This is a genomic window from Streptomyces sp. NPDC021093 (assembly GCF_044333135.1).
GTDB lineage: Bacteria > Actinomycetota > Actinomycetes > Streptomycetales > Streptomycetaceae > Streptomyces.
Genome location: NZ_JBIRQJ010000015.1, coordinates 296,974 through 303,303, shown reverse-complemented (window position 1 = coordinate 303,303; position 6,330 = coordinate 296,974). Strand labels below are relative to the sequence as shown.

Below are 6,330 nucleotides of genomic sequence, written 5' to 3'. Positions count from 1 at the left end.
GCCGTGAGCAGTTCCTGGTCGTCCGGGTGCAGAAGCTCCGGGCGGAACATGGTCTGGAAGTGTGCCGGGTGCACGGTGGCGAAGCGCACGTACCGTGCTTGGGTGGCCGGCCGCCTCTGGGGTCGTAGACGCGTGGCGGCTTCGGCAGCCGCAGGACCCGGTCCGACCGCAGGCGCCCCACGAGCTCGACGGGCAGATCACGCAGCACCCAGACCAGCCGCATCACGTCGTAACCCGCATCCATCACGATCAGGATGTCCGGATCCCCGCACTGCCACTGGCCGGCCGCGACCAGGCGCTCGACCACAGCCCGCAACTGTCCGGCGGTCACGGCCGCGGCGTCGTCGGCGGGCCCCAGCCGGACCACGTCCAGAACCTGCGTCCACGAGGTGCGGTCCGGGGTAAGCGCGGCAACGAACGAATACGGCCAGCCCGGCACCACATGGTCCGATGCGCGACCGTTGCGGCCGTGGACCAGACAGAACAGCCGCTCCGGCGAACAGGCGGCATCCGACCGCAGCCACGGCGAGACGTCCACCGTGAGCACGATCCGCCCGTCGAACCGCGGAAGCGGCACGGAAACCAACAGGTCACGCAGGGCAGCCATGTCGAGTCGCCCCTGGTTCAGGGCGGCGTAAAGCGAGCCGTACCCGCGGCAGTGCTCGGCCGTCAGCGAAAACTCCACCGGGGTTCGCACCGGGCCGTCCGCACATAGCAGGGCGTCGGTGAGTTCGAAGAACGCGTCGGCCCGAGCAGACAAGCAGCCGTGGAAGGCTGTCCGGAAGCGTGCCAGATCCGCGAACGCATCCCACCCGCCGACCTGCGGCAGCACACCCATCCCACGGCCCTCCTGGCGAGCTCCTGGATCTCCTCGCAGAGTTCAGGATCACAAGGAGGGCCCCCTCATACGCTGCGATCACCCCGAAGAGTGACCACTCGACCGGGCCCGTGGTAAAGGAATAAACTCAACCGACGTCGTACCGCAGTGGCCAGATGAGCTGTGCGGGGAGCTCTGCGGGGAGCTCTGCGGGGAGCTCTGCGGGGAGCTGCGCTCTGCGCTTGTCGTCCGCCTCGCCCGCTGCGTGGTCGGCCTCAGGTCTGTGCCGTACCTGCCCGGCAGATCCCAGGCAGGTGCACGACGAGGAGCGTGAAGGCAGCCAGTGCGACGTTGCGGGCCGCAGCGTCCAGACCGTTCCAGTCGGACGACTGCCACATGGCGAACCACTCTCCGCCGATGGCGAGGAAGCCCATCCCAAAGAGGACCAGCATCATGACCAGGCCCACGGTGCTGGCCGCGCGGGCACGATCGTACACGTCGCGGCGCAGCCCCGTGATCCAGAACCAGGTAGCGGTGAGGAGGACGGACGCGGTCAGCGTCTCCCAGGCGATGACGGCGACGTAGGCGGTGTTCTGAACGGCGGGGGATTCGACTGCCCGCCACATCAGGTCGGGGTCCTTGAACGTGGTGTCCATGCTCAGGACGTGCTGGACGAACTGCTGGTTGGTCCCGAAATCCGTGATGTTTCCGAACGCGACCAGGGACATGCAGAGCGCGACGGCCGCCGTCAGCGCGGTCGCCGCGACGGGCGGCGCGCCCAGCCGGAGGAACCAGTTCCGCGGGGCGGCCGGGGCGGTTCCCGAGGAAGGGGAACCGGAGCCGGTGCGGGTCGGTCGATCGGCCTGTGCCATGTATGTGCCCTCGCTCGTCGTCCCGCGGGCAGTTGGACCACGGGTCGTACTTGTCCCTTTTCACGTGCGCAGGCCTTCCAGCCGTCCTGCCTGGTGACAACTATCGTGCTTCGGCACAACGGATCGGTAGAGCGGGCGGTCCGGTAGAGCGGGCGGCGAGGGGAGGTCCGGGAGGGTGCTGCGGACAGAATGCCGGCGGTCGCGGTGCGGTCGTACGCCGCGTTCGCGGTCCACGTGCGCTTCGACGACGGCATGACCGAGAACGTCCTGCCGGTCCCGTGGTCCGTGATCCCGGAAGGGGAGCGGGAGGCATACCCGGCCCGGTTGGAGGAGTTCGTGGACGCCTACCGGGAACGGCTGGTGCGGCTGTACGCGGAATACGGGCCCCAGTCCGCGACCGCGAAATGCGGGCGGCACGAGTTGTTCGCGCACCCGATGTCGTTGATCGTCCTGGAGCGGCTGGTGGAGGTCCGCTCCCGCTTCACGCTGACCGCACGGTGGAACGGAGAACTGCCCGACCGGTGGCTCAACGACCTCAGCGGCCCCTGGGGCATCGCCGAAATGCTGTGAACCAAAGCCCGGTACGGGCCGGAACGGTGGCGTCGGCGTGGTGCCTCGTTCTGATGACCTTCTCCGGTGCAGGTTGTTGGCACAGCGGACGGTGGGATCATGCTCGCCGCCCCTGTGAACTGGAGGTAGAGCAATGCGCAGACTTCTCGTGCTCGCGGCCGTGGCCACCGCTGTGCTGAGCGCGGCCGGTACGGCGGCGGCCGACCCGACCCCGCCGCCCGGCGCCCAGAACCTGGAGACCAGCTTCTCCTGCAACGAACGCCCGTACGGCTACTACGCCGACCCCGAGACCGACAACCAGGTCTTCCACGTGTGCCTGCCCGCACAGTTCCCGGACGGCACGGAGAAGACCTACAAGTGGTCATTCATCTGTCCGCAGGAAACCCACTTCGACCAAGAAGCCTCCACCTGCACACGCCGGGACGACGCCTAACGGCCCGTATGGACTGCGGTGCGGGCGGAGATGCGCGGGCAGGACAGGGCGCTGCTGGGGCCTGACAGTGTGGCGCAGGCCCCAGCAGGGTGCGCAGTGCACGGTGTGCACGAAGAAGCCCTCGTCCCCGACTTCCCCGGCGGCCGGGGACCGCCGGAAGGACTCTCGCTCCGGTCAGATGCTGCGCCGCCGGGCAAACCGGCGGCTCTGCTGCTTTGCCGCCTCGGCTGCGGCTTCCTGCTCCTGGCGCAGCTGCTCCTGCCGGAAGCGCTCGCGTTCTTTGGGCCTTGACCTGTTGTTGTGAGGATCCTGAACGAGCCGGTACTACGTCCATCTGGGGGTAGGGGACGTTACCGCTCCGTAGGCCGCCGCGTTAGGTCAGCATGATCAACACACGTGTCCTGCCCGCTGCGCTGCTCGCCGCTGCTCTCGGCAGCATTGCCCTCGCCCCGGCAGCCTGTGCTGCGGCTGCTCCCACCGGTCTGCACCTCGCGGCCCAGCCCAGCGGCCACGCCGCGCCGACGGACGAGACTCCGGACAGCAGCACCGGCCTGTCGGCTGAACTCGATGACATGAAGAGCCTCATCCAGAAGATCGCGGGGAGCTACGAAGGCGAAGCCTCCGAGTCCTGGCAGAGACAACAGAACGAGTGGAGCGCCGCCACAGCCGAACTCCACGACATCGTCAACGCCACCCAGAGCAGCCTCGGTACGCCCTCCGAAGCCGCGGCGAAGTAGTCTGCACGACGCAAAAGGACGTCCGCACGCGGTAGGCGCGCCCAAAGCGCAGCGGCCCGGCGCCCCGGGCAAGGGCCGTCACGGCCGGCCGTCATGGTGCCGCGCGAGGCGGTATCCCTCGCCCGGCACTGCACCGCCCGCGCGGTCAGCCTCAGTCTCAGCCTCAGCCTGACGATCGCGCTCATCCGCGGCCCACACCGTGTCGGTAGAAGGGTGTCGGTCTGGTGCTGGACACGGAAGGACTCGCGCAGCGGCCGTGGTCCTGCTGACAGTTCGCGGTCCAGGAACCGGCGCAGCGGAGTACGGGGACTGTGCAGTCCGGAGGTGAGAGGAAGGCATCTGGCCGCTGTGGCGGCGCGGCCCGCCGGCCAACGTGGCCTTCACCGACGACGAACACCTCGAACGCACCCTTCGCCGGGGACTCGGTCATGTCCAGCGCCATCCCGAACTCATCAACGGTTGCCCGGCCGAGACCGGCCCGGCCCTCCACCGTCCCTCCCCGACATCAAGCCGAAGAGATCAGTAGTGGGTGTCTGAGAAGCCCCGTTCAAGGCAGGTGAGTTGGTAGTTTTTGCGCTGGTGGAGGTCGAGATGACCGGTCGGCGACGCGGGTATCCGACGGACCTGTCTGATGTGGAGTGGGCGGTACTGGCCCTGCTCGTGCCGCCGCCGAGGCCGGGCGGGCGCCCACCGAAGCACCCGCGTCGCGAGATCCTTGACGCTCTTGCGTACGGGGTACGGGCCGACCGCGCCTGGAGACTGCTTCCGAACGACTTCCCGCCCTGGCAGACCGTCTACCACTACTGGCGGCAGTGGCGGATCGAGGGCCTCTGGGAAGAGGTCCTGGGCTCGCTGCGGGCGAGAGAACGTGCAGACCAGGGGCATGAACCCACCCCGAGTGCGGGGGTGTTGGACAGTCAGAGCGTGAAAGCCACTGAGCGGGGCGGCCGGCACGGGTACGACGGTGCGACGGTGCGACGGTGCGACGGTGCGACGGTGCGACGGTGCGACGGTGCGACGGTGCGACGGTGCGACGGTGCGAAGAAGGTGCTCGGGATCAAGCGCCATCTCCTGGTCGACACGCTCTAAAAGTTGTTGCAGAAGGGTGGGTGCAGGGGCGGGGGCTTGTCGGCGGGTGCGCTTCTCGGAGGAGGGGCAGTAGCCGGATGGCATCCGGAATTCGGGGACCGGCTCCCGGAGGGGGAGGTGGTCGCGTGGGCTCTGACCCGCCGTGTGCGACGCCACGGAGGCGGCGCCGGGGCCCGGACTATTGCAACAGAGGTTCTAGGGCTCTCGGCTAGTCTCCCTTCATCGATCACAGGGCACCGGCGGTTCCGGCCAGTGATCGAGTCTCCGCCCGCGGGGTGTGAGGCGTCGTACAAGCACGTCGATATGGGGGGCGCATGAAGCCTGCAAAGCAGTGGAGTCGGCGAGGGGTGCTAGGACTTGGTGCGGGGGCAGCCGCCGGGACGGCGTTCGGGCCCGTCTTCGGCGCCGGGCCGGCCGGCGCGGCCGAGGCCGCGGCAGTGCCCGCGTCAAAGCGGTTCAGCCTCGCGGGCGACGTCTACACGTTGCTGTGGAACGACTCGATCTACACGGGCACCGTGCTCCAGTCATTCGCCTTCGATCACTACCGGGGCGCCATCTACCTGGCCCAGGTGCTGAACGAGAGCGGCTCGGCAGGGGCGGGACGGCTGCGGATCACCAAGACCGACCTGACCGGCAAGGTTCTCGGCAGCATGACCCTGCGCGACAGGAACGGCAAGGGCTGGGGCCACGGCGTGTCGATCGGTGTCGAGTCGAGCAGTGTGCACCTGCGCCTGTGGGTCGAGGTGGACGGTGCCGTGGTGGCTGACGGGGACTGCGCGGGCACGGCTCTCGCCCGTATTCCGTTCCACGACAACGGGACGTACTACCCGGATTCGCCGGAAGTCGAGAAGCACGTGCTGGTCAGCGGCGCCCGGAACGTCACCTGCGCCATCGACCCGGTCAACAATCGGCTGGTCCAGCGGTACAAGGCCGGCAGCGGCCCCTTCCGCTACCGGACCTACGCACTCAGTGATGTGCTCGCCCGCAAGTACAACGTCCTCGCGGAGGTCGCCCAGCCCGCGCTGAGCTACACCGGCCAGCTCCGCAACAACAAGACCGACAACAAGTGGGAACCACTGTCCTACACCGGCGTCTTCCAGGGGTACACCCTCCACGGCCAGTACCTGTACCTGTTGGACGGCAACGCCTACAACGACTGCGACGAACTGACCTGGAGGGACGGCGACATGAACAAACCCCGTGGCTCGGGCCAAGCCCCTTCCCCCTCCCCGGCCTTCGTCAAGTGGTGCCAGGAGCAAGGATTCCCCGGCGCCCCCAAGACCTCCGGCAACGCCCACCTCACCACGGTCGACCTCAACACCGGCAAGACAGTTGAGCAGCGGCACATCACCTCGGGCGAATCGCTCACCTACCGTGAGGCCGAAGGCATGGCGATCCAGGTGATCGCCGGAGAGGCCCGGCTCTGCTACGGCTTCGCCGGCCGTGATGGCGAGGCCCGTACGACGACCATCATGTACAAGGACGCGTTGGTCTGACGGCCCCGCACACACCTGACTGGATCCTTCGCACCACTCCCGCAGCCACGGTCAGAGCTTCCGCGGCTCCACCGTCCACAGAACCCCCTGCTGACCGGGCATACCCGCAGACTCCCCGCCCGAAAGGCGGCCGCCCCGCCATGGATGGTGGGGCGGCCGGCTCCCCATACACGTCACCGCTCCGGCAGCCGTACGGATCCAGCCCAACGAGGGGTGGGAGTCAGGCCGTTGCATCCAGCGCCCGGAGCCTCCCCACCCGAGCCTTTGAGAGGAGGCCGCCGCACTTCCCTGGCAGAGAGTCACCCCCGTGTCTGCC

The 6,330-nt window shown here is 68.4% G+C and carries 7 protein-coding genes; 5 read left to right on the top strand and 2 right to left on the bottom strand.

Translation table 11 applies throughout. From position 1 onward, the window contains the following. Both ACH4SP_RS37735 and ACH4SP_RS37730 read right to left on the bottom strand, forming a co-directional pair. Window positions 1-838: transposase (locus ACH4SP_RS37735; protein ID WP_398422117.1), on the bottom strand; the 838-nt coding region annotated here is incomplete at its 3' end. 254 nt (window positions 839-1,092) lie between these two features. Next, complete coding sequence (locus ACH4SP_RS37730) at window positions 1,093-1,689, bottom strand: DUF2165 domain-containing protein (RefSeq protein ID WP_398422115.1); 597 nt, start codon at window positions 1,687-1,689, stop codon at window positions 1,093-1,095. Between the two features lie 189 nt (window positions 1,690-1,878). On the opposite strand from ACH4SP_RS37730, the gene ACH4SP_RS37725 reads away from it, so the two are divergent. The 5 genes from ACH4SP_RS37725 (at window position 1,879) to ACH4SP_RS37705 (ending at window position 6,014) form a co-directional block, all read left to right on the top strand. Continuing rightward, window positions 1,879-2,259 carry a hypothetical protein gene (locus ACH4SP_RS37725; protein ID WP_398422113.1) on the top strand — a complete coding sequence of 127 codons (381 nt, stop codon included), beginning with the start codon at window positions 1,879-1,881 and terminating at the stop codon, window positions 2,257-2,259. A gap of 133 nt (window positions 2,260-2,392) precedes the next feature. Beyond that, on the top strand, window positions 2,393-2,692 hold the full coding sequence (locus tag ACH4SP_RS37720; protein WP_398422111.1) for a chitin-binding domain-containing protein: 300 nt from the start codon (window positions 2,393-2,395) through the stop codon (window positions 2,690-2,692). A gap of 383 nt (window positions 2,693-3,075) precedes the next feature. Next, on the top strand, window positions 3,076-3,429 hold the full coding sequence (locus ACH4SP_RS37715) for a WXG100 family type VII secretion target (protein WP_398422109.1): 354 nt from the start codon (window positions 3,076-3,078) through the stop codon (window positions 3,427-3,429). Window positions 3,430-4,020: 591 nt separating this feature from the next. Then, window positions 4,021-4,518: a transposase gene (locus ACH4SP_RS37710; RefSeq protein ID WP_398422108.1), complete on the top strand. Its 498-nt coding sequence runs from the start codon at window positions 4,021-4,023 to the stop codon at window positions 4,516-4,518. A gap of 314 nt (window positions 4,519-4,832) precedes the next feature. Beyond that, window positions 4,833-6,014, top strand: coding sequence for a hypothetical protein (locus ACH4SP_RS37705; RefSeq protein ID WP_398422106.1), 1,182 nt, complete (start codon window positions 4,833-4,835; stop codon window positions 6,012-6,014). The last annotated feature ends 316 nt before the right edge of the window (window positions 6,015-6,330 follow it).

What these genes read in the sequence shown, in the direction of transcription:
- ACH4SP_RS37730 (WP_398422115.1), bottom strand. Translation starts at nt 1,689, where the DNA reads ATGGCACAGGCCGATCGACCGACCCGCACCGGCTCCGGTTCCCCTTCC.
- ACH4SP_RS37725 (WP_398422113.1), top strand. Translation starts at nt 1,879, where the DNA reads ATGCCGGCGGTCGCGGTGCGGTCGTACGCCGCGTTCGCGGTCCACGTG.
- ACH4SP_RS37720 (WP_398422111.1), top strand. Translation starts at nt 2,393, where the DNA reads ATGCGCAGACTTCTCGTGCTCGCGGCCGTGGCCACCGCTGTGCTGAGC.
- ACH4SP_RS37715 (WP_398422109.1), top strand. Translation starts at nt 3,076, where the DNA reads ATGATCAACACACGTGTCCTGCCCGCTGCGCTGCTCGCCGCTGCTCTC.
- ACH4SP_RS37710 (WP_398422108.1), top strand. Translation starts at nt 4,021, where the DNA reads ATGACCGGTCGGCGACGCGGGTATCCGACGGACCTGTCTGATGTGGAG.
- ACH4SP_RS37705 (WP_398422106.1), top strand. Translation starts at nt 4,833, where the DNA reads ATGAAGCCTGCAAAGCAGTGGAGTCGGCGAGGGGTGCTAGGACTTGGT.